Here is a 19,453-nt window from a genome sequence, read left to right as displayed (position 1 = left end):
ATTTCTAGGTAGAAATGATCAGTTTTTGACCAGGCTTGATCGAGTTGCCCCTGATTTTGTTGCGTTTTTTCAACTGACCGATTTCCAGACCGTATCGCTGCGAAATAATCCATAATGTATCTCCTTTTTGTACGGTATGATAACGTTTCCGGGTATGACGCTGCTGCTTGGCAACTTGCTCTTCGTCCTGCTGCTGCGGCCTCGCTTTGGCTGCGATACGGATGGCCGGTACAGTTTCCTTCACCTCTTTGTAGATCACCAGACGCTGCCCCTTGCGGATATTATTGCGACGGATGCGGTTCCATTTACGAAGCGACACGACCGATACCCCGTATTTCCGCGCGATGCCGGCTACATTATCGCCGCGACGGACAGTATACGATACGCGTTTGGTACGGCTGCGCTGAATTGTTTCTTCCTCACCGTCGTCTTCATAATCTTCGTTGTCCGAGACATTCTGCACGTTCGATGCGAGCACATAAGGAAATGAGCCGTTGCCGCTGAGCGAATCTGTTTTGGTGCTGTCTGCCTTGGCGATCATTACGCCGGTAGCAAGATATTTCCTGGTGCACGAATCCATGATTGATGAGCGGTTGCTCATCAGGTAGGTGAATCTTACGCTTGGTACTTTCAATACAAAATCACGGGTTTGGTCCGGCAGGACTTTCTTCGTGATTTGCGGGTTCAGCTTTTTGAGTACTTCGAAATCGATACTTGCATTGTCGCAAAAAGTTGCGAGATCGATGTAGCCGTTAATGTGAATCGTATCGTTCGGAATCTGGAACTCGGTATTTTCCGGGAAAATGCCGTGATCGTAGCCGTAGTTCATCATGTAGTTCATGGCCACATACTGCGGTACGTACGAGCGGGTCTCGCGGGGAAGGACATTGTAAATCGTCCAGAAGGTGGTCCCGCGTGAGCGGCGCATGGCGCGCTTCACATTGCCCGGTCCTGTATTATATGAGGCCAATGCAAGCTCCCAGTCGCCGAAGATATTGTAAAGCTGTTTGAGATAGAGACACGCCGCTTCGGTTGCTTTTGCCGGCTCGAAGCGTTCATCGATGTATTTATCCTGGTAAAGACCGAATTCCCGTCCGGTTGCCGGCATAAACTGCCACAAGCCGCCAGCCCTTGCGTGGGAAATCACGGTCGGGTTCAGTCCCGACTCGATCATGGAAAGGTATTTCAGTTCGGTAGGCAACCCGTGTTTCGCCAATGCCTTCTCGAAAAGTGGGAAATAGAGCGGCATGCGCTCCATCATTGTCCGGGTAAAAGTCGCCTTTTTGTAAATGAAGTATTCTACAAATTCGTGCGAAGACTTATGGTAAGTAAGCGGAATCGACTTTTCAAGCTTTGCGAACCGTTCTTTCAAAAGTTCCTCGGGAACCGCAGGGTTCTGCCCGATCTCTTCGACTTCCGGGAGCGACGGCATCAAATCATTTTCTTCCTGAGCAATAGTCTCAACCGTATCCTGCCCGGACATCAAACGCTCCTGTGGAATCATCGCCCCTGCAGGCGCATTCCAAAACCCTGCACACATGGCTCCGAGCCACAATACTCTTTTCGAAATCCTCATTAATAAATGTTTTTTGAAGGTTAATCAATTCACGGTTTTCAATGGCTTGTACCTGTTGATGATCTGCTTACAGATAGAAGAATCCTTTTGGGTTTTGAATTGGCCAGATGAATCAGAATAATCTCTAATACATTTTAATTATTCACGCAACATTCTCATTCAGAATAACGTAACATAGTCGCCTGTTATTCTGGCACGATAATTTTCTTTGAACCTTTGGTTATAAATACAGCTTTCGTCTTCCAATGCGCGCAAAAAAAGGGACTATATCCCCTTGAATGCGTTGGTCACGCTAGTTGTATGCTACGGCCCCTTCCTTGTTCAATTCGGTAAGATAATTGGCAAATGCCAGCATTTTCTCCTCCCCGAAATAAGGGCCCATTATCTGAATTCCGATTGGCATTCCCTGGTCGTCCAGCCCGTTCGGAATGGATACCGCGGGATTACCCACGACATTCGCCTGCACAGTGAAAATGTCCGCAAGATACATTTGTAACGGATCTTCCGTCTTTTCACCAATCGTAAAAGCTGTGGTAGGTGTTACCGGGGAAATCAGGAAATCGAACTGTTCGAAAAACCGGCCCGTTTCCTCCCGCACCAATCTTCTAACGCGTTGCGCCTTGGTATAGTATGCGTCGTAATAATTTGCACTTAATACGAAAGTACCCAATAGTATTCTTCTCCTTACCTCGTCGCCAAAACCTTCTGTACGGGTCTTTTTGTACATGCTTTCCAGATCCACGGATTCGGGGCTGCGGTAACCGTACCGCACACCGTCGAAACGCGACAGGTTCGAGCTCGCTTCGGCTGTGGTCAGGATATAATATGTAGGTAAAAGCGAATCTAGCAGCGGCATATCGATGCCTACCACTTCGTGCCCTTCCGCGCGCAGGCGATCGAGCACTTCGGATGTCTGCCGGCGGATTTCCGGTGCAATGGCTTCGTTCTCTACCGCGCTCCGGATATACCCGATTTTAGCTTTGCCTTTCCATTCCAGATTCGCGGTGTAAGCAGGGACCGGACGTTCCGAAACCGTGCTATCGAAATCATCGGCGCCAGACATTATTTCCAGCAGCAATGCGGAATCAGCCACACTCTTGGTAATAGGCCCAATGCAGTCGAAAGACGACGCGTAGGCAATGAGCCCGTAACGCGACACACGCCCGTACGAAGGTTTCACACCGATCACCCCACAGAACGCCGCCGGCTGGCGCACCGAACCTCCGGTATCACTTCCCAACGAAGCATGGCAAAGCCCGGCCTGAACGGCAACAGCCGAACCACCCGATGACCCTCCCGGAACTTTGGAGTTATTAATGGCATTCAGCACCGGCCCGAATGAAGAATTTTCATTCGAAGAACCCATCGCAAACTCGTCGCAGTTTTGCCTCCCGATGATGATCGCGTCTTCATCGAGGAGCCGCTGCACGGCGGTTGCAGTATAGGGTGCTGTATAATTCTGAAGAATCTGGCTTCCGGCCTGCAAGCCGTGGCCGGTGAGCGAAAGCACATCTTTAAGGCCGATCACCATGCCTGCCAGCTTTCCGGCAGTACCATTGGCGATCTTCGCATCCACGGCCAGGGCGGCCTTTTTTGCTTCCTCTGTATAAACTTCAACGAAAGCATTGAGATGCTTGTTAGCCTCTATTTTTTCCAAATAGTGGTCAACCAACTTGACGCACGTCAAACCTTCTTCACGTAGATCTCTCTGAATTTCGGCCAGCGTCAGATACTCTTTCAAGGTAATTTTTTTGTGGGGTTGTAAATAAAGAATCAGAGCCGTTAAGTGCTAGCTTAATGGCTCTGGATCAAACCTTCGATAAGATGGAAGCGTTATTTGGGGTCTTCCATGCTTTTTTCAATATTTTCCTTAACGTCTTTAGTAGCGTTCTTGAACTCATTGATACCTTGCCCCAAACCGCGCATAAGTTCTGGGATTTTCTTTGCTCCGAAGAAAAGCAACACGAACAGAGCAACTAAGAAGATCTCCTGTCCGCCCAACCCCATAATTCCTAAAACGGTTATTGATTCCATATCTGTTTCTTTTATTAATGTTTACAAAAATAACTATTCTTTTTTATAACAACCAGACCTGCGACCACTTTTATCCGATATTAATTGTCTTGGTAGCCTTCTCCCAATCGGCAAATTTGCGGATATCGTCGCCCAGCGTCTTGATCAGCCATACCACCAGCGCCACGTCGTCGGTAATGCCGATAACGGGCAGGAAGTCAGGAATAAGGTCTATCGGAGATACGAAATAAATGAGCACAGCGACGATCGACACCAGACTTTTCCAGGGAAGCTGCTTATATTCGCCGGAGGCATAAGCTTTCACCATGCGGAGCAGCAGCTGCACGCTCGACTGGAATTCGGAGAGGTTGCCTTTAAAGCCCACCGTCTGGAGCTTCCCCAGCACCTCTTTGCCGAGCTCGAACAAGCGGGTAGAATTTCTGGCGTAACGTCCTGCTTTCCCTTTGGCATTCTTAAAAAATATCGACTGTAAAATCCGCGAAATCATTGACTCGTCATTCATGGTACAAAGCAGGAAAAAGTGGTTTATAAAGCCATTATAACTATCAACTTACGGAAAAAATTGCGTTCCGGATGGCGGCCGGGCTTCCAGCCGCGGAGTTTGCGGCAAAAAATCAAATTCCGCTTGGTTTAAACAAATTATGTATCATACTTTTAGGAAAAAATATAAAAAGCATCAATTTCTATACAATTAACCATATTTCCCTATGAAGATTACTGTTGTAGGTGCGGGTGCGGTAGGCGCAACCACAGCCGATAATATCATTCGTCGTGAGCTGGCAGAAGAAGTGGTGTTGCTGGATATCAAAGAGGGTGTCAGCGAAGGTAAGTCACTGGATATGTACCAGACAGCCGCCTTACTGGGATTCAACACCAAACCCATCGGCTCGACCAATGATTACGAGAAAACCAAAGGCTCGGATGTGGTTGTGATCACCTCGGGGCTGCCTCGTAAGCCCGGTATGACCCGCGAAGAGCTGATCGGCATCAATGCAGGAATTGTAAAGGGAGTGACTGAGAACCTTCTCAAATATTCGCCGAAAGCGATCGTGATCGTGGTGTCCAATCCGATGGACACAATGACTTACCTGGCCTTGAAAGAATCGGGTATTCCCAAAAAACGCCTGATCGGTATGGGCGGCGCATTGGATAGCGCGCGTTTCAAAACCTATCTCGCCCTTGCGCTTGACGCTTCACCACTCGATATTCACGGGATGGTGATCGGTGGCCACGGCGATACGACGATGATCCCGCTCACGAGACTTGCTACGTACAATGGTATCCCGGTAAGCCGCTTTCTCTCGGCCGACAAGCTCGAAAAAGTGGCCGCCGATACGATGGTAGGCGGCGCTACGCTCACGAAGCTGATCGGAACATCTGCCTGGTACGCTCCCGGAGCTGCTACGACGTTACTGGTGGAAAGCATTGTACGCAACCAGAAGCGCATTGTGCCTTGCAGCGTTTACCTCAATGGCGAGTACGGCCAGAAAGACATTTGTATGGGCGTACCGGTAGTTTTGGGCCGGGGAGGTTGGGAAAAAATCATCAACCTACGCCTGAGCGACGCTGAAAAAGCTGCGTTTGAAAAGTCAGCAGAGGCCGTTCGGTCAATGAATGCCGCTTTGAACTTGTAAGCGGGACATAAATCGTTAAAATACAGGCCGGTCCGGATTTCCGGGCCGGCCTGTATTTTAAATCGAAATCTGATATTGCAATGTCCAGCTCCCTTTACGACCATCTTTCTCCAACTCATTAGCCACCGGAGCCGATTTGTAAACAGGCCGGTTCTCATAATTGAGCGACAGCTTGCCATTATGCCCTTTGATCAGCCAGTTAACCCCCGCATTATAAATGTTGGCCGCATCCTGCAAACGGTCGTAATCGCCGCGTTGTAATGAAGCATAGGGCATTAATGTACCCTGGCTACCCAGCAAACCATCTTTCAGCTTGTACCCGGCCTGCGCGTAGATCACATTACCGGTCCCGAACATCGGGTATGCGTTCCCGTGCGTGCCGCTTACGCCTGCGATGGGCTGCGTAATGCCGGTGGCCGGGTTCATAATGCCATTGTAGCGGAGATAACCCTTACCGTAATCCGTTCCGAAATAACCCAGGTAGGCCGACAATGCAGTTCCTTTCTCCGCATTCAAAGGCATATCCAGGTACGCCGCCACCGACCAGAGCGTCATATTACTATAAAGCGTGTCGACCGCTTCCTTTCGCCAGGTCGCGTTCTTTTGAGAGGTAATACCGGCTTCGATGTTCAAAACTTTGCGTTTGCCAAGGTACGTGCCGGTCATGTAGCCCGGGGTTGTGTTGTCTTCGGTATCGAAAATATTGTAAATGAATAACCCCTGAAATTGTTTACTGTTTTTTCGCTGCGCGAAAACGGAATTCTGGTTGAGCGCCGCCGGTGCGGAGCCGCTGGTTTCGACCGGAAATGGATCGGCTACACCCACACGGTAATTAAGCTTACCGATTTGTCCACGGCTGTAAACCGTCAGTTTTCTGGAAAACTGGTCGGTCTGGTCCACCGTGGCTTGCGCGAAAACGGGCACGTCCATGGTCATAATGGTACCAATGCTGGGCTGTGAAAACCGGGAGAAACCGCTTACGATCGTCAGACCGCCACCGAAACGGATGAAACTGTTGCCCCTGCGCTGCACTTCATATTCGCCCACGGCATCATGAAAAAATGCGGCGACTTTGCGCTGACTGGGCGTACCCGCGGTATTGTAAGCAGGAAATGCGCTCACCTTGTTGAAATTATTCATCCCGAACTGGGTATAAAAGAATATCCGGTCGGTGAGCTGACCAAAAAGCTGCATCCGGGTGCGGCGAAGGCCAATATCGAATGTACTGGTCTTTGGGTCGCTCAAAACGGTCGTGCCGGGGTTATTGTCGTTCAGCCTCAGCCATACCTGATTCGTAAATGTGAATTTTACATAATGTGAACCGGATTCGTTAAGATTGTAACGAATATCGTTTCGCTTGTTGTCGTCCTGGGACATGACGGGCTCCGCCGCGGCCAATGCGCCGAGGAGCGTGAGTGAAAGGATTTTTTTCATTAAGAGTACTATTGAGTTACATGCACTAATATCGCCGCAGACCCTTCTGAAAGAGCTAAAAACGACATTAATAGTTAATTGAAAATGATATTGAACACGGCCGTAAAACGACTCATAAAAAGTCATTTCCCAAGCCGGGCCTTCAAATATAAGGCGGGTTGTGCTACTGCCATACTCTTTTTAGTGACAATCTTCCGCGCCGTTCTGGCCCAGGAAACGCCGCCGCTGATCAACTATCCGGCCACGATTTATAAGGCCCACAACCAGAACTGGGACATTTGCCAGAGTGCCGACGGGCTGATCTATTCCGCCAATTCCGATGGTCTGCTGGAACACGACGGGTCGTCGTGGAAGCTGTATCCACTGCCCGACGGGCAGATTGTAAGAACCGTACTTTACGACGAACAATCACCGCAACCAACCGGTGGAAAAGTACTGAACCGCGCCGTACGACCCGAGCAGCGCATTTATGCAGGCGGCTTTTCGGAGTTCGGGTATTGGAAGAAAGAAGCGGACGGCCAATTGAAATATTATTCGCTGAGTAAAAAAACAGGCTTCGCGAGCCTTCGCACGGAAGAGATCTGGCATATTCTCAAAACCCCGGAATACATTTACTTCCAGTCGTTCTCGCAGATTTACCGGTTCGACGGCAAGACCCTCAAAGAAATTACAGGCCCCGGCAACATCATGTTCATGCGGTTTGTCCAAAACCGGGTACTTGTGCAATCCATCGGAAAGGGCATTTACGAACTGAAAGGGGAAAAATTTGAACCGTTGCCAGGTACGGAAAGTCTCTCGCCCACGATCGTTTCCTCGATATTACCTTTTTCAAATGGCGGGATTTTGATTTCTACTACCAAACACGGTTTGTTTATCTGGCGAAACGGCACGCTTAGTCCCTGGGACATTGCTATTTCCGGGGAGTTAAAAAGAAATATTATCAACCGGGCCATCGTGACGACCCGTGACAGCAGCCTTGTTTTCGGGACAATCCAGAATGGCGTTTATGTGGTTTCCAAAAATGGCACGTTAAGGTACCAGTTCAACAAGGAAACCGGTTTGCAGAACAATACGGTACTTGCTTTGGAAGAAGATTCGCAGCAACAGCTCTGGATCGGCCTCGACCAGGGCATCGATATGGTCAAAATGTCGTCGCCCATTATTGCCTACCAGACCAGTGACAACCCGCTGGGGTCTACTTATGCTGCGGCGATCTGGCATGGAAAACTTTATGTGGGCTCCAATAAGGGTGTTTTTGTCAAAAAATGGCTTTCGCCGGAACCCTTCCGACCGGTATGGGGGCTCGAAGGGCAGACCTGGGCGTTGAAAGTGGTCGACGACCAGCTATTGTGCGGCCATAATGACGCTACCTACCGCATCGAAGAAAATGGCGTGACCAAAATCTCGAATATCAATGGTGGCTGGGTGTTCCTGCCTGTACGGAACGGGCGCGATACGCTGCTCCTGCAAGGCGCGTATGTAGGCCTGCACGTGTATAAAAAGGACGCCAAAGGCACCTGGGCGTACGCATACCCAGTCAAAAACGCGGTACCGATCCCGATCAAGCACATCGCACGCGATAATGCAGGGATATTCTGGCTCGGGCACGCTTACAAGGGCCTGTTTCAAACAAAACTCACTCCTGCCCTCGACTCCGCATTGCTTTGGAAAGAATTTAAAGCACCACGTGACCTGCCGGGCGAATTTTCGGTGGAGGTGGTACAATGGCTCAGCGGGCAGGTGCGGATACGCTCGGGCAATGCATTTTTCCAACCCAGCCCTTCCGGAAAGCTTGTCCCAAGCAGCGATTTTCCCAAAGAAGATGAAAATTACAAGGTCAGGACGGGCCTGCATGGTGATTGGTTTAAGGTATTCATGAACCGTGTGGCATTCCATCAGCCGGGTAAAGAGACGCGAAACCTGCCGCTGACACTCGTGCGCAATGCCGAAACCGTGGTGCCGCTTTCGGAGGATTACTATTTCTTCTGTCTCGACAATGGGTATGCGTTGTACAATCGCAAATCGCCCGACGAACATAACGAGGCTGCCGGCCCGCCGGTGGTACGGAAAGTAGCCAACCTTCGCAACCTGAACGAAACTTTCGCCATTTCGGACAGTCCGTCGCTTCCGGCCGAGGTACGCTCACTCCGCATAGCATTTGCATTGCCGGTGTATGGCCAGAATGTGCAATATAGGTACCGCCTCAAAGGTCTGACCGATCAATGGTCGGAATGGACTGACCAGAGCTTTGTGGAATTCACAAACCTGGAATCGACCGACTATATTTTTGAAATAAGGAGCAGCCTGAACGACACCATCGGCACCTATCATTTCAGCGTGAAGCCCTATTGGCGCGAGACATTGTTTGCCAAGATACTTTTCGCCGTGCTGATTGCATTGGCGCTGGCTGCATTAATTCTCTACCAGGAAAAACGGCTCGCTCGCCATCGCCGTAAGCTGATCGAAGAGCAGGAAGAAAAACTGCGTCAGCAACGCCTTACCAGCGAACGGAAGATCATGCAGATCCAGAATGAGAAACTGCAAAGCGAAATACAGAGCAAGAGTCAGCAGCTGAGCAATGTGGCGATCAACGTGGTGAAGAAAAACGAGATACTGGAAGAGATCCGTGACGAGCTGAAACAAGTAAAAGCGGAAATGGGGCAACAACTCCCCAACATCCATTACCAGAAACTCCTGCACAGTATCGAACGGAACGTGGCCGGCAAAGACGACTGGGTTTTATTCGAACAAAACTTTGACGAAGTGCACGAACAGTTCTTTAAACGCCTCCGCCAGATTTATCCTACAATTTCACCTTCGGAACTACGGCTGGCGGCATGCCTTCGCATGAATCTTTCGACCAAAGAAATGGCCCCGGTTCTGGGGATTTCCGTGCGCGGTGTGGAAATCAAGCGCTACCGGCTTCGCAAAAAGCTCGGATTGGACAATGATGCCAATCTGGCCCAATTTATGATGGACATTTGATGCGATTGCATTAATCCGTTACCCAACCCCGTTTTATTCAAGCAAACCTTGCATTATTCTCATTGATGTAGTGGTGATGTAGTGCTTTTTTTGATTCCCTCCCCGCTTGGAACTTAATTTTGAAGTCAATAAATTCTTATAATAATTCAATCACCAATTTGAAACTGATGAAAACTATTGTACGATTACTGTACATGCTCGTTTTTCTGGCGCTGGGAAGTTTCTCCTATGCACAGGAAATTAATGTGACTGGGAAAGTCACGTCGAGTGCAGATAATTCGGCGCTACCGGGCGCCAGTGTGCTCATCAAAGGCACTACAACCGGTGTTCCTACCGATGCCGAGGGTAACTTCACTATAAAAGTCCCGTCTCCACAATCCGTCCTGGTGTTCTCGATGATCGGGATGACTACCCAGGAAATTACAGTGGGTAATCAGACTACCCTGAACATCGCATTGCTGGAAGATGCCAAAGCGCTGACCGAAGTATTGGTAGTAGGTTACGGTTCTCAGAAAAAATTGGATGTCACAGGTGCTATCACGCAGATCAAAGGTGCGGAGATTTCCAAGCAGCCTTCCATGAACGCCGTCAGCGGCTTACAGGGCAAGGTTGCCGGTGTTCAGATCAACAACTCGGGTAAGCCGGGCGAGGCGCCGCAGATCCGCATTCGCGGTGTCGGTACCGCCTATGGAAGCGCCAACCCATTGTACGTTGTAGACGGAGTTTGGTTCGACGATATCAGCTTTCTTAACTCGGGCGATATCGAAAGCATGAACATCCTGAAAGACGCATCCAGTCAATCCATTTATGGTGTGCGTGCGGCCAACGGGGTCGTTTTGATCACTACCAAAAAAGGAAAATCAGGAGCGCCGATTATCGATTACAATGGTTTTGCAGGTTATCAGAAAGTGACTAACCAGATCAAAATGGCGAATGCGAATGAATATGCCACGATGATCAACGAGCTGAGCCGCATTAACGGCAAATCGGATGTCCTCGATCCTGCTCAATTCGGAGAGGGAACCGACTGGTACCACCAGATTTTGCGCAATGCATTTGTGACCAACCACCAGCTTTCGATCAGCGGAGGCGGTGAAAAATCGACTTACAATTTCTCGCTCGGTTACCTGGATCAGAATGGTATTGTTGAAAAGAACAATTTCAAACGCTACACAGCCCGGTTGCAGAACGACTTCCAGGTATTGAAAAACTTGAAAGTGGGTTACTCGGCAACCGGTTCTTTCAGTAAATCGAAAGATGAAGCGGGCGGCATTTTCCGTCAACTATATGCGGCCGGCCCCGTGGTACCGGTATATTATGCCGACGGTACTTACGGTGATCCTACCGATTACAACCTGGGTGACGGTAACAACTTCAACCCGCAGGTGACGGTTGATTTCTACAACCAGAATACCAAAAAGACGCTTCTGACCGGTAATGCATACGCAGAATTGTCACTGTTCAAAGGTTTAACATTCCGTACCAGCCTCGGCGGCCGTTACGGACAGGACGAAACCCGCACTTATGTACCGCAATATGTGGCGACATTCAAACAACGCAACACCACCAGCTTCCTGGAATTCGTTCGCCCCCAAACACGCTACTGGATCTTTGAAAATACATTGACCTACACCAAAGAATTCGGCCAGCACAGCATTACGGCATTGTTGGGACAGTCCGCTCAGCGCGACCAATCCTACAAACTGACCGCCAATGCATTGAATGTACCGTATTCCAGCGAAGGCGATCTTTACCTGGCATTGGGTAGCGCGGATGGCCGTAACGTGAAAGACGAGGGCGATCTGGGAACATATGCTTCCTACTTCGGCCGCGTGAACTACTCTTTCGGCGAGCGCTACATGCTGAATGCTTCACTTCGTGCGGATGGTTCTTCCAAATTCTTCCAGGGCGGCAATGCATGGGGTTATTTCCCTTCGGTGGGTGCGGGCTGGGTGATCAGCAACGAGAACTTCATGAAAGGCCAGACGATTTTCGATAACCTGAAACTCCGCGGTAGCTGGGGTAAAATCGGTAATGCTTCCGTTCCTTCCAATCTTTCGACGCTCACAGTCGCCACCGGCGGCGGTCTGGCGGCGATATTCGGCGGCCAGCTCAATACCGGTGCCAGCATCAACTCCATTATCCCTCCTACCACTTACTGGGAGCGTGGTGTGGGTACCGACGCGGGTATCGAGGCTTCCTTCCTGAAATCGCGTTTGACGGTGGAATTGGATTATTATATCAAGAAAACCGAGCGTGCGATTTTCGACATTCCGGTGTTGACTTCTATCGGTACGAGCTCGGGCCGCATTGTGGGTAACCAGGCCAATTTCCAGAACAAAGGCTTCGAATTTGCATTGAACTGGCGTGACGATATCAACGACGGCCTTTCTTACAGCATCGGTTTCAATGGTGCGGTGAATAACAACAAAGTACTTTCGGTATCGTCCGGTGCCAATCCTATTTACGATGGCGGCGTAGGCCTTACCAGCGGCGCACTCGCCACACGCACCCGCGTAGGCGACCCGATCGGTTCTTTCTACGGCTACGTGGTGGACGGTATTTTCCAGAATGAGGAAGAAATCAAGAATTCTGCCCAGCCCAATGCCAAACCGGGTGATTTCAAATACCGCGACATCAGCGGAACGAACGGCGTGCCCGACGGAAACATTTCCGGTCTCGACCGTCAGGTAATCGGTAACCCCAACCCGAAATTCACCTACGGTATCAACACCAGCTGGACGTATAAAAACGTCGACCTGATGCTCGACTTCCAGGGGGTAGCCAAAGTGGATATCTACAATGCCAACATGGGCTGGCGTTATGGTAACGAGAACTTCACCAAAGACTTCTACGACAACAGATGGCATGGGGAAGGTACTTCGAACACCTACCCTTCCGCGAACATCGGTGGCGGCCAGAATTACCTGCCGAATACTTTCTTCGTACAAAGCGGCAGCTATTTCCGGGTTAGAAATGCGCAAATCGGCTACACATTCCCGCAAGGATTAAGCGAAAGGCTGAAACTCCGCAAACTCCGCCTGTATGCGAATGCACAGAACCCTTTGAATTTCTTCAAATACAAAGGGCTGTCGCCAGAGGTAAGGGCCAATGAAAACAAACCGACACAGGCCGGTATCGACGCCAATGTGTACCCGCTTTCAGCGACCTACAACTTTGGTATTAATGTCACTTTCTAAGATCACAAGCGATATGAAAAATATAAATTTTAAAACCAATTTGAAGCAGAAAGGGCTATACCTGGGGCTTGCAGCGCTCCTGATCGTCCCTTCCTCTTGCAGCGACAGCTTCCTCGATGTTGATCCGCAGGGAAAACAACCCGGTGCCGTTTTCTGGGAAAGTGAAGCAGACGCAACCAAGGCCGTGAATGCCATGTATGCCAACCTCCGCAGCTGGAACAATACCGCATTCGCGGCGATCGCAGTGGAAAGTGTAGGTTCCGATGATGCGGAAAAAGGTAGTACAGCTTCTGATGCGACATTCTTTAACCTGTATGACACGTTCACGGTAGGTTCCACCGATGGACAGCTCGGCGGCTTCTGGGAAGGACAATATCAGAATATCAACTACGCCAACCAGGTAATCGACAATATTCCGGCGATCAGCATGGATGAGAATCTGAAAGCGAGATACCTTGCCGAAGCGAAATTTGTGCGTGCGTATTCGTATTTCAGGCTCGTGCGGGCATTCGGCGATGTGCCTTTGCGCCTCAGCGTGCCCAAAGATGCTACCGAATACAACCTGACGCGCACGCCGAAAGCGGACGTTTACGCGGCCATCGAAAAAGACCTGACCGAAGCCGCGGGCGTATTGCCGCAAAACTATGGCGCCGCCGACCTCGGCCGCATTACCAAAGGTGCCGCGCAGTCGCTGCATGCCAAAGTTTCGATGTACGAGGGTAAATGGCAGCAGGTTTTCGACCTGACGACGCAGGTGATCAATTCGGGCCAGTATTCATTGGTTGCAGATTACGAAGCATTGTTCCGCATTCAGAACGAGAACTCGAAAGAATCGGTTTTCGAACTTCAAAACGAACTCATTCCTTCGAATAAAGACGCGTCAAACTCACAGTACTCGCAGGTACAGGGCGTGCGTGGTGTGACCGGCGGCGGCTGGGGTTTCAATGTCCCTACCGAGTCGCTTTCGAAAGCATTTGAAGCAGGCGACCCGCGCCGCGACGCGACGATCATCTTCCGCGGCGAAACGACGCCTTCCGGCGATGCCATTGCGGCTACCGGCGATAATCCGATGTACAACCAGAAATCGTACGTGCCATTCAAACTTTACGTCACCGGTTTCAATGAAGGTTCACAGCAAAATGTGCGGGTGATCCGGTATGCCGAGGTATTGCTGATGAATGCGGAAGCCGCCAACGAAATCGGCAACTCCACCCAGGCGCTCGCTTCGCTTGAACTGGTGCGCGCCCGTGCGAGAGGTGCCAGCAAAACGATCCTGCCGAAAGTGACCACTACCGACAAAACCGCATTGCGCACAGCGATCTGGAATGAGCGCCACTATGAACTAGCGATGGAATTCGACCGCTATTTCGATGTGATCCGCCAGGGACGCGGTACTGAAATCTTCGGGCCCAAAGGATGGAAAGCCGGAAAGAACGAAGTATGGCCGGTACCTCAGACCGAAATCGACCTTAGCGCAGGCGTGTTGACCCAGAACCCCGGTTATTAATCCCAAACCACGATTTATCGATGAAAACATTTAAGAATATACTGACCGTGGCATTGTGTGCGACAACTATGCTCGGGGTTACCTCCTGCTACGAAAAGTTCGATCCCGAAAGTTACGCGCCGAGCGTGACGATCGGGGGCTTTACGAGCTCCGACGAAATCGCAAAAACCAATCTGGTAGCGCATTTCCCGTTTGACGGTAATTACAGCGATGTTGTTTCCAACACCGCAGGTACCAGTACTGGTACCACCTTCGCCAATGGGCTGAAAGGCCAGGCTATGAAAGGCGCGAAAGACGGTTACGTACTTTTCGACCCGACAGCGGCCATTCTCGGCTTGAAAAGCTTTACAATGACCTACTGGGTAAATAGCGCTTCGACCAAATCGCAGGGAGGCATTATCGGGCTGGTGGGTTTGTCCCAAACAGACGGTTTCTGGGGAAATATCGAGACTTTCTTTGAGAACGGCGGTACCGACACCGACGGAATCTTCAAGGCGCATATCCAGAATGACAAGAAGGATACGTGGGTTACCAAGGAAGGTATCGTGAACCTTTACAACTCCTGGACGCATATCGCATTATCGTACGACGCCACTTCATCAACTTTCAATATATATGTGAACGGTTCCAAAACGGCTACCAGTACGGTAGCCAGCTTTGGCGACCTGAAATGGCAGAAACCAGGCAAAATGGTATTCGGTACCGTGCAATTCCAGACCAAGCCGAGCCTTACCTCGGGTGCCGAGGCCCAAAGCTGGGCGAGCTATCTCACCGGCCTGCTCGACGAAGTGCGGATTTACAACGTCGCTTTGAAAGATGCCGAAGTAGATGCGCTGGTTAAACTGGAATCAAGAGGGAAATAATGCCTTTTAAACACTTCCTTCTTTTTTTGACCATTACCTGGCTCGGGGTTTCCTGTAAATCGGAAAAGGAAGACCCCGGGCCAACCACTCCCGGAATACCGTCCTCGTTCGGGTTCAATAGCCTGAAAGTAAACGGGGCCTATTCCGGGTTCAAGTACAATGATGTAAACCTGAAACCTCAAATCAGGTTTACATTTTCAGCCCCGCTCAACAATGCTACGGTCGCAAACGGGGTTACTTTCAAATCCGTATCCGGAGAAAGTGTCGCATTTACCTCTGCGCTGGAAGGCGGCGACAGTTCGGTCGTGATCACTCCCTCCGCTGATTTAAAATACCTCACAAGCTATTCGGTCACTGCGACAAAGGCATTGAAATCCAAAGCCGGTGGAATGCTGCTGAATGAGGTTAAGGTCGAAATAATCACCGCGCTGGATTCTACCGACAAATTTCCGGTTATCAGCGACGATGCTTTGCTGACTCTCGTACAGCAGCAAACGTTCAAATACTTCTGGGACTTCGCGCATCCCGTGAGCGGGCTCGCACGTGAGCGCAACACATCGGGTGATGTGGTAACTTCGGGTGGAAGCGGTTTTGGCATTATGACGATCCCGGTGGCCATCGAGCGGAAGTTCATCACCCGGGCACAAGGTTTGGAAAGAATGCAAAAGATCGTGGACTTCCTGAAAAAGGCGCAGACATTCCACGGTGCTTTTCCGCATTGGCTCAATGGTGCTACCGGCGTAGTAGTACCATTCAGTACCAAAGACAATGGCGCTGATCTCGTGGAGACGTCTTTCCTTATCCAGGGACTACTTACTACCCGTCAGTATTTTAATGCAAATAATGCAGCTGAAACTGCTTTGTGGACCGATATCAATGCGATCTGGGAAGCAGTGGAATGGGACTGGTTTCGGAAAGGCAACGAAAATGTGCTGTACTGGCATTGGAGCCCGGATTACGGCTGGGACATGAATCACCAGATCCGGGGCTGGAACGAATGCCTGATCACCTATGCCCTGGCAGCATCTTCGCCTACGCATGGCATTGACAAAGCGGTGTACGACAATGGCTGGGCTGGTAACGCTACGTTCGCGAACGGGAAAGACTATTACGGGATCACATTACCGCTCGGCGAGCCACTAGGTGGGCCACTGTTCTTCTCGCATTATTCGTTTTTAGGTTTAAACCCAACCGGCCTTACCGACCGTTTTACCAATTATTTTACCCAAAACAAGGCCCATACCCTCATCAACTATAACTATTGCAAGGCCAACCCGCAGCAGTATTACGGTTACAGCGACCAATGCTGGGGCCTTACCGCCAGCGACATCCCGAATGGATACAATGCAAACTCGCCAGGCAACGATAAAGGAGTAATCACGCCCACAGCCGCGCTGTCCGCATTCCCGTACACGCCTGTCGAGTCGATGAAAGCATTGAAATTCTTTTATTACAAACTGGGCGACAAGCTCTGGGGAGAATACGGTTTCCGCGACGCATTCTCGCTCGATCAGCTATGGTTCGCTGATTCCTACCTGGCCATCGATCAGGCGCCGATCGTGGTGATGATCGAAAACCATCGTACCGCATTACCATGGAAACTCTTTATGAGTAATCCGGAGGTCAAAACCGGCCTCAAAAAGCTCGGATTCACCAGCCCGGCGCTTTAACAATATTCATCCCGCCATTAAACATTACCCGACAATGAAACGATACTTCCAACTACTACTATGCCTCACACTGCTTGCGGGTCCGCAAGTGGATGGCTGGGCGCAGAAAAAGAAATCAACCGCCGCCAAACCAGCGGCATTCAACCCGACCGAGCGCCCCAAAAACCTTTCGGATACCGCATTACTGGAACTCGTTCAGAAGCAGACATTCCGGTACTTCTGGGAATTCGGCCATCCGGTAAGCGGCCTCGCCCGCGAGCGAAGCAATATCGCGTTCGATTATGGCGACGAAGTGTGTACCATCGGCGGTACCGGCTTTGGTGTGATGGCAATGGTCGTTGCTGCGGAACGGCAATGGCAACCACGCGATTCCGTGGCTTCGAGATTATTAAAAATGGTCAAATTCCTCTCGAAAGCGGATCATTACCACGGCATTTTCCCCCACTGGCTCAACGGCGCGACGGGCAAGATCGTCCCGTTCGGCCGGAAAGACGATGGCGGCGACCTGGTGGAATCTTCCTTCCTTTTCCAGGGACTACTGGCCGTCAGACAATACTTCGACCGTAATACCGACCTCGAAAGGGAGCTCCGCAGCCGCATTACCTGGATCTGGAACGAGGCGGAATGGGATTGGTACACCCGAGGCAACCCCAACCAGCTCTACTGGCATTGGAGCCCCAACAACGGCTGGGCAATGAACTTCGAGCTGCGAGGATACAATGAGACATTGATCACCTACATTATGGGTGCAGCTTCGCCGCGCTACCCGATCACCCGCCAGGTTTACGACAAATGCTGGGCGCAAAGCGACCATTTCCGCAACGGAAAAGAGTATTACGGCGTGAAACTCCCACTCGGTTTCGAATATGGCGGACCTTTATTTTTTACGCATTATTCATTCCTCGGACTCGATCCGCGCAATCTGAAAGACCAGTATGCAAATTACTGGGAGCAGAATGTGAACCATTCGCTGATCAACTACAAATATTGTGTCGCCAATCCGGGCAAGTTTAAAGGGTATGGTGAAAACAATTGGGGCCTGACCGCGAGCGATACGTACAACGGCTACAATGCGCATTCCCCGACGAACGATTTCGGTACGATTACCCCAACCGCCGCATTATCGTCGTTCCCATATACGCCGGAGCAGTCGATGAAGGCATTGCGCCATTTTTACGATGATCTGGGCGATCAAATCTGGTCGGAATACGGCTTTACCGACGCATTCAACGAGTCGCAGAACTGGTATGCCAAATCGCACCTGGCCATCGACCAGGGACCGATTATCGTGATGATCGAAAACTACCTGACGGGCTTGCTTTGGAAGTTGTTCATGCAAGACCCGGAGGTTCAGGCAGGCTTGAAAAAACTCGGATTCGAGAGCCCCGCATTGGGCGTATCCAGCAGAAATTAACCGCTTTTTAGCTAAAATTCACAGAAAGACCGGCCGCAAGCCGGTCTTTCTGTTTTATAGAATATAATTGTACCTTGATATCGTTTTTGAAAGGTAAATGCTGCGTATCCAGCCATTCTAAACGTAAATCGCTATGAAACCACTCTATCATAAACTCGCATTACTGATCGCGCTGAATGCATTCGCGTTGCAGGGATCGGCGCAGATATGGACGGTCTCCGAGCCGGAGAATCTGCCCGAGAAACGTCATGAAAATGCAATGGCTACGGCCAACGGAAAGTTGTATTTGCTGGGCGGACGCGGCATCAAGCCGGTAGATGAATACGACTTCAAAAAGGATTCCTGGAAAAACCTCGCGCCGTCACCGCTTGAAATCAGCCATTTCCAGGCAGTGAGTTATAAGAATGAGATTTACGTACTGGGCGCATTCACCGGCGGTTATCCGCATGAGGTCCCCATTCCGGACATTTACATTTTCAATCCTGTCAAAAACGAGTGGCGCAAAGGAGCAACCATTCCCGAAAGCCGGAGGCGCGGCGCGGCAGGTGCATTTACATTAAATGACAAGATTTACCTCGTCTGTGGCATTCAGGACGGCCATTGGGATGGCCAGGTGACCTGGTTCGACGAATTCGACCCGGCAACCGGCACCTGGAAAACGCTCGCCGATGCTCCCCGCCCACGCGACCACGTGCAAGTGGCGGTCCTGGATAACAAACTGTACGTAGCAGGCGGACGTCTGTCGACCGCGCGCATCAACCAGGTTTTGAATACCGTTATCAAGGAGGTGGATGTGTATGATTTCAAAACCGGCAAATGGACGACGCTGGACGCTTCCAACAACCTTCCTACCCTTCGCGCTGGCAATACCGCGGTCGTTTTCAATAATAAGATACTTATAATAGGAGGTGAAAGCGACGCGCATCAGGAGGCACATAGTGAAGTGGAGGCATTCGACCCGCAAACTCAGAAGTGGGAGAAGCTGCCATCGCTGCACCAGGGTCGCCATGGAACACAGGCTGTTTCGCTTAACAAGAAAGTCTACATTGCAGCGGGCTCAGCCAATCGTGGCGGTGGCCCGGAACTGAACGACATGGAAATACTCGATAAATAATACACTTCATTCCTAACCTTGA

Annotated in this window: 13 protein-coding genes; 8 read left to right on the top strand and 5 right to left on the bottom strand. The window is 50.5% G+C overall.

Translation table 11 applies throughout. From position 1 onward, the window contains the following. Positions 1–4 precede the first annotated feature (4 nt). The 4 genes from BMW93_RS19880 to BMW93_RS19865 all read right to left on the bottom strand — a co-directional run bounded on the left by BMW93_RS19880 (position 5) and on the right by BMW93_RS19865 (position 4,097). Positions 5–1,576, bottom strand: coding sequence for a lytic transglycosylase domain-containing protein (locus BMW93_RS19880; RefSeq protein ID WP_229240607.1), 1,572 nt, complete (start codon positions 1,574–1,576; stop codon positions 5–7). A gap of 292 nt (positions 1,577–1,868) precedes the next feature. Further along, on the bottom strand, positions 1,869–3,317 hold the full coding sequence (gatA, locus tag BMW93_RS19875; protein WP_090380292.1) for an Asp-tRNA(Asn)/Glu-tRNA(Gln) amidotransferase subunit GatA: 1,449 nt from the start codon (positions 3,315–3,317) through the stop codon (positions 1,869–1,871). Between the two features lie 92 nt (positions 3,318–3,409). After that, a complete protein-coding gene (locus BMW93_RS19870) occupies positions 3,410–3,610 on the bottom strand; it encodes a twin-arginine translocase TatA/TatE family subunit (protein WP_015813903.1) in 201 nt (66 codons plus the stop codon). Positions 3,611–3,680: 70 nt separating this feature from the next. Continuing rightward, positions 3,681–4,097, bottom strand: a complete 417-nt coding sequence (locus BMW93_RS19865; RefSeq protein WP_090380777.1) for a YkvA family protein — start codon at positions 4,095–4,097, stop codon at positions 3,681–3,683. A gap of 220 nt (positions 4,098–4,317) precedes the next feature. On the opposite strand from BMW93_RS19865, the gene mdh reads away from it, so the two are divergent. Next, positions 4,318–5,244, top strand: a complete 927-nt coding sequence (gene mdh, locus BMW93_RS19860) for a malate dehydrogenase (RefSeq protein ID WP_090380289.1) — start codon at positions 4,318–4,320, stop codon at positions 5,242–5,244. Positions 5,245–5,301: 57 nt separating this feature from the next. Here the strand turns inward: mdh and BMW93_RS19855 are convergent, their stop codons facing one another. After that, positions 5,302–6,678 carry a hypothetical protein gene (locus BMW93_RS19855; RefSeq protein WP_090380286.1) on the bottom strand — a complete coding sequence of 459 codons (1,377 nt, stop codon included), beginning with the start codon at positions 6,676–6,678 and terminating at the stop codon, positions 5,302–5,304. 183 nt (positions 6,679–6,861) lie between these two features. On the opposite strand from BMW93_RS19855, the gene BMW93_RS19850 reads away from it, so the two are divergent. The 7 genes from BMW93_RS19850 (at position 6,862) to BMW93_RS19820 (ending at position 19,431) form a co-directional block, all read left to right on the top strand. Next, positions 6,862–9,663, top strand: a complete 2,802-nt coding sequence (locus BMW93_RS19850; protein ID WP_229240603.1) for a triple tyrosine motif-containing protein — start codon at positions 6,862–6,864, stop codon at positions 9,661–9,663. Positions 9,664–9,830: 167 nt separating this feature from the next. Continuing rightward, positions 9,831–12,863: a TonB-dependent receptor gene (locus BMW93_RS19845; protein ID WP_090380278.1), complete on the top strand. Its 3,033-nt coding sequence runs from the start codon at positions 9,831–9,833 to the stop codon at positions 12,861–12,863. Between the two features lie 13 nt (positions 12,864–12,876). Continuing rightward, positions 12,877–14,370 carry a RagB/SusD family nutrient uptake outer membrane protein gene (locus BMW93_RS19840; RefSeq protein WP_090380275.1) on the top strand — a complete coding sequence of 498 codons (1,494 nt, stop codon included), beginning with the start codon at positions 12,877–12,879 and terminating at the stop codon, positions 14,368–14,370. Between the two features lie 20 nt (positions 14,371–14,390). Then, entirely contained in the window at positions 14,391–15,233 is an 843-nt protein-coding gene (locus BMW93_RS19835; protein ID WP_090380272.1) for a LamG domain-containing protein, read from the top strand. Beyond that, positions 15,233–16,903 (top strand): glucoamylase family protein, encoded by a 1,671-nt coding sequence (locus tag BMW93_RS19830; protein ID WP_090380269.1) that lies wholly within the window; start codon positions 15,233–15,235, stop codon positions 16,901–16,903. The genes BMW93_RS19835 and BMW93_RS19830 overlap by 1 nt, the downstream gene beginning before the upstream one ends. A gap of 34 nt (positions 16,904–16,937) precedes the next feature. Then, positions 16,938–18,317 carry a glucoamylase family protein gene (locus tag BMW93_RS19825; protein ID WP_090380266.1) on the top strand — a complete coding sequence of 460 codons (1,380 nt, stop codon included), beginning with the start codon at positions 16,938–16,940 and terminating at the stop codon, positions 18,315–18,317. A 133-nt stretch (positions 18,318–18,450) separates the two neighbouring features. Further along, positions 18,451–19,431, top strand: coding sequence for a kelch repeat-containing protein (locus BMW93_RS19820; RefSeq protein WP_090380263.1), 981 nt, complete (start codon positions 18,451–18,453; stop codon positions 19,429–19,431). Positions 19,432–19,453: the final 22 nt, after the last annotated feature.

Origin of the sequence: Dyadobacter sp. SG02, assembly GCF_900109045.1 — a bacterium.
Taxonomy (GTDB): domain Bacteria; phylum Bacteroidota; class Bacteroidia; order Cytophagales; family Spirosomataceae; genus Dyadobacter.
The sequence above is the reverse complement of the archived record's forward strand: the minus strand, read 5'-3'. Positions and strand labels throughout refer to the sequence as shown.

Excerpts from the sequence above, each read along its gene's own strand:
- BMW93_RS19880 (WP_229240607.1), bottom strand. The coding sequence starts at position 1,576 with ATGAGGATTTCGAAAAGAGTATTGTGGCTCGGAGCCATGTGTGCAGGG.
- BMW93_RS19870 (WP_015813903.1), bottom strand. The coding sequence starts at position 3,610 with ATGGAATCAATAACCGTTTTAGGAATTATGGGGTTGGGCGGACAGGAG.
- BMW93_RS19865 (WP_090380777.1), bottom strand. The coding sequence starts at position 4,097 with ATGATTTCGCGGATTTTACAGTCGATATTTTTTAAGAATGCCAAAGGG.
- mdh (WP_090380289.1), top strand. The coding sequence starts at position 4,318 with ATGAAGATTACTGTTGTAGGTGCGGGTGCGGTAGGCGCAACCACAGCC.
- BMW93_RS19855 (WP_090380286.1), bottom strand. The coding sequence starts at position 6,678 with ATGAAAAAAATCCTTTCACTCACGCTCCTCGGCGCATTGGCCGCGGCG.
- BMW93_RS19845 (WP_090380278.1), top strand. The coding sequence starts at position 9,831 with ATGAAAACTATTGTACGATTACTGTACATGCTCGTTTTTCTGGCGCTG.
- BMW93_RS19840 (WP_090380275.1), top strand. The coding sequence starts at position 12,877 with ATGAAAAATATAAATTTTAAAACCAATTTGAAGCAGAAAGGGCTATAC.
- BMW93_RS19835 (WP_090380272.1), top strand. The coding sequence starts at position 14,391 with ATGAAAACATTTAAGAATATACTGACCGTGGCATTGTGTGCGACAACT.
- BMW93_RS19830 (WP_090380269.1), top strand. The coding sequence starts at position 15,233 with ATGCCTTTTAAACACTTCCTTCTTTTTTTGACCATTACCTGGCTCGGG.
- BMW93_RS19825 (WP_090380266.1), top strand. The coding sequence starts at position 16,938 with ATGAAACGATACTTCCAACTACTACTATGCCTCACACTGCTTGCGGGT.
- BMW93_RS19820 (WP_090380263.1), top strand. The coding sequence starts at position 18,451 with ATGAAACCACTCTATCATAAACTCGCATTACTGATCGCGCTGAATGCA.